The organism is Pseudoalteromonas sp. Z1A6 (genome assembly GCF_011378745.1).
Classification (GTDB): domain Bacteria; phylum Pseudomonadota; class Gammaproteobacteria; order Enterobacterales; family Alteromonadaceae; genus Pseudoalteromonas; species Pseudoalteromonas arctica.
Map to the genome: position 1 here is coordinate 1 of NZ_WTKW01000448.1, position 2,810 is coordinate 2,810.

The window sequence follows — 2,810 nt, forward strand, 5'->3', positions numbered from 1 at the left end:
TTACTCCATTTTTAAGTTATTGAAAATATTGAGTTTGGTTTTCTACTCAGTGCTATATTTGATACCAGGAAGATAATTAAAGCGTGAATTTCGCACCATTTCCTAAGTTAGTGGTCTGACAACTTGTATGCTATAAATAATGATGCTCTAAATTAATAAAGGACTTACCATGCAGCCGTTTAATATTGAAACCAATAATTTAAATATTCATGGCTTAAAAGTAGGTTCAGGGAACGAAATAGTAATAGCGCTACATGGGTGGTTAGACAACTGCCATAGCTTTATGCCAATGTTAAACAACGTTAACCCAAAGCACACTTGGTACTGCATTGACTTTGTTGGGCACGGTTTATCGAGTTGGCGAAGTGATGACGCACACTATTATTTTATTGATTATATTGATGATGTGTACCAACTTATAAATGCGCTTGGTGTTAAAAAAGTACATTTAGTGGGTCATTCTATGGGGGCTATGGTTGCAGGACTTTTTGCTAGTTGTTTTGGAGATTATGTTAAGTCTGTTACCTTTATTGAGGGTATTGGTTGTGTTACAACGCCAAGTGAAGGTGTATGCGAACAGCTAAAAAGTGCGGTATTAACTAGAGCGCGTTTAAAAAATAAAAAGTCGAGAATTTATAAATCGAAAGAACTTATTTATGAAGCACGTGCTCAAACAACCGATTTAAATAGTGAGCTTATTACGCTCTTAATGCAGCGAAATATAAAACAGGTTCTAGATGGTTTTACGTTAACAACAGATCCAAAGCTTAAAAATCACTCAGGTTTTAGGTTTGATGAAGCGCAATGTATTGGTGCAATAAAAGATTTAGCTGCACCATGTCAATTAATTTTAGGTAACGAAGGTTATTCGTTTGTAAAACAAAATTTGGCAAAGTATATTAGTTATTACAATAACTTGAAGGTAATTGAAGTAGAGGGTGGGCATCATTGCCATATGCAAAGTAGTGAGTTATGTTTTGAGCATATTCAAGACTTTATGCTGCAAAATGGTGCATGTTAATTGTAAGTTTACGTAAAATGTGGGATTATTCCTGCATTAGAGTATTTGCTCAATTGTTAAAGCGCCTTACTTAGATTAAGGTTAATAAAAATATAATTATAAACAGGGGCTAAGAGTGGAAAAAATCTGGCTTAAGCGCTACCCAGAGGGTATGCCTGAAACAATCGATCCTGAGCATTACAACTCGTTACTCGAAGTGTTCGAAAAAAGTTTTTCTGATTACAAAGATCTACCTGCATTTACTAATATGGGTAAAACGTTATCGTATGACGAAATTGACACCGCAACCAAAAAAGTTGCTTCCTATATTCAAAATGATTTGGGTCTTAAAAAAGGTGACAAAGTTGCCGTAATGATGCCGAACTTACTACAAACACCAGTCACAATTTTAGGTGTTTTGCGTGCAGGTTGTGTGGTTGTAAATGTTAACCCACTTTATACTGTGCGCGAATTAGAGCATCAGTTAAAAGATTCCGACACTACCGCTATTTTCATTCTAGCAAACTTTGCTGACACGCTCGAAAAGTCACTTGCTCATACCGATGTTAAACACATTGTAGTAACGCAAGTAGGCGATATGGTCGGCGGGCTTAAAAAGCATATAGTTAACTTTGTTGTGAAGCACATTAAAAAAATGGTGCCAAAGTTTAACTTGCCTAACACAATTAAATTTTCAGACGTTTTAGCTGCGGATGAAGCTAAATACACGCGTCCTGAAATGAGCTTGTCTGATCTTGCTTTTTTACAGTACACCGGTGGCACAACAGGTGTATCTAAAGGTGCAATGCTTAGCCACGGTAATATGGTCGGTAACCTTGAGCAAGTTTCAGGTTGTTTAGATAAAGTGTTAAATCGTGGTACAGAAGTCGTTATTACTGCTTTACCGCTTTATCATATCTTTGCTTTAACAGCTAATTGCTTAACGTTTATGAAATACGGTGGCTTAAACGTACTTATTACTAATCCACGTGATATGCCTGGGTTTGTTAAAGAGCTTGGCCAACATAACTTCACCGCTATTACTGGCGTAAACACACTATTTAATGGTTTATTAAATACTCCAGGTTTTGCTGATCTAGATTTTAGCCACTTAAAAATGTCGTTAGGCGGTGGTATGGCGGTTCAACGTCCTGTTGCCGAAAAATGGCAAAAAGTGACTGGTTCAAAACTAATGGAAGGCTACGGACTTACTGAATGTGCTCCTTTAGTTACTATTAGTCCTTTTGATTTAAAAGCATACAATGGCTCTATTGGTTTACCTGCGCCTAATACCGATATTAAGTTAATGCTTGATAATGGTGAAGAAGCCGCAAAAGGCGAGCCAGGTGAGCTTTGGGTTAAAGGCCCGCAAGTAATGGTTGGTTATTACAAACGACCAGATGCAACCGCTGAATGTTTAAAAGACGGCTGGTTTGCTACAGGTGATATTGCGACTTATGATGATGAAGGTTTCTTCTTTATTGTAGATCGTAAAAAAGACATGATCATTGTATCTGGCTTTAATGTTTTTCCTAATGAGATTGAAGAAGTAGTGGCTATGCACGAAGGTGTACTAGAAGTAGCCGCTATTGGTATTCCTCATGATGTAAGTGGTGAACAAGTTAAAGTTTTTGTTGTGAAAAAAGACCCTTCTTTAACTGAAAAAGATATAATAAGTCACTGTCGTGAAAATTTAACTAATTACAAGGTCCCCAAACTGGTAGAGTTTAGGGATGAGTTACCTAAAACTAACGTAGGTAAGATACTCCGAAGAGCCTTGAAAGATTAGCAACCTATAAAAAAGCCGACA

2 protein-coding genes are annotated in these 2,810 nt (G+C 36.9%); both read left to right on the forward strand.

Annotation, left to right across the window (positions count from 1 at the left end; all coding sequences use genetic code 11):
* Positions 1-169: 169 nt before the first annotated feature.
* Positions 170-1,021, forward strand: a complete 852-nt coding sequence (locus GQR46_RS18335) for an alpha/beta hydrolase (protein ID WP_165741955.1) — start codon at positions 170-172, stop codon at positions 1,019-1,021.
* Between the two features lie 115 nt (positions 1,022-1,136).
* Positions 1,137-2,789, forward strand: a complete 1,653-nt coding sequence (gene fadD, locus GQR46_RS18340) for a long-chain-fatty-acid--CoA ligase FadD (protein ID WP_165741958.1) — start codon at positions 1,137-1,139, stop codon at positions 2,787-2,789.
* Positions 2,790-2,810: the final 21 nt, after the last annotated feature.

Coding starts and splice junctions, on each gene's coding strand:
- GQR46_RS18335 (WP_165741955.1), top strand. CDS start 170: ATGCAGCCGTTTAATATTGAAACCAATAATTTAAATATTCATGGCTTA.